The organism is Bacillus sp. Xin1 (assembly GCF_013314535.1).
Classification (GTDB): Bacteria; Bacillota; Bacilli; order Bacillales; family Bacillaceae_G; genus Bacillus_A.
In genome coordinates, this window is sequence record NZ_JABUAE010000161.1 from 1 (window position 1) to 725 (window position 725).

Genomic DNA, 725 nt, shown 5'->3' on the forward strand with positions numbered 1-725 from the left:
AATTACACAAACTCTAGCAAAAGGAGATTCGGTACAATTAATTGGATTCGGTACATTTGAAGTGCGTGAACGTTCAGCACGTACAGGACGTAATCCTCAAACGGGGGAAGAAATGCATATTCCAGGTGGAAAAGTACCTGGATTTAAAGCGGGGAAAAACTTAAAAGAGGCTGTAAAGTAAAGAAATATAGAAGTTACATATACAAAAAAGAAGGGCATTCACTATTCTCCCTTCTTTTTTGTATCCACAATCATTTATTTCACTACGTACTTTTCTAATTCATTTATTAAATATTTTGCACCTTCAGGACTTAAGTTGATTTTTCCATTTGCAAGAGAAATATTTTTATCAGATACTTCTCCTGTTATTGCACAAGTACCATGCGCTTTATATTTTTTCAAGATAATCTTTTCACCTTCTACATAAATCTCTAATGGTGTCTTTTCTTTAATTTTCAGCGTGCGCCTTAACTCCATGGGTATAACGATACGTCCTAAATTATCTAAATTTCGAGTTACTCCTGTTGATTTCATGAAATCTCTCCCTTAAATTTTCTATAGCTCTATATTTTATACCCTATGTCACTTTTCATTGTAACAAGCTTTCTCCAAAGATTGAAAACATTATAATCCAAAAGCTTACAATCATAATAAGAATCTCTTTACACCTTTGTGAAAAGGGATACTTTGTATCTTCCATCTATTGCTTCCTCCTTTTGTACAAA

General features: G+C 33.0%; 2 protein-coding genes. One reads left to right on the forward strand and one right to left on the reverse strand.

Annotated elements, in window-relative coordinates; translation table 11 throughout:
* The coding region (locus HRG09_RS28275) for an HU family DNA-binding protein (RefSeq protein ID WP_174104095.1) at positions 1-181 on the forward strand (181 nt) is incomplete at its 5' end.
* A gap of 74 nt (positions 182-255) precedes the next feature.
* Here the strand turns inward: HRG09_RS28275 and HRG09_RS28280 are convergent.
* Positions 256-534, reverse strand: a complete 279-nt coding sequence (locus HRG09_RS28280; RefSeq protein ID WP_174104096.1) for an AbrB/MazE/SpoVT family DNA-binding domain-containing protein — start codon at positions 532-534, stop codon at positions 256-258.
* Positions 535-725 lie beyond the last annotated feature (191 nt).

Bases quoted from the DNA above. Each gene is read 5' to 3' on its own strand.
- HRG09_RS28280 (WP_174104096.1), bottom strand. From the start codon at position 534: ATGAAATCAACAGGAGTAACTCGAAATTTAGATAATTTAGGACGTATC.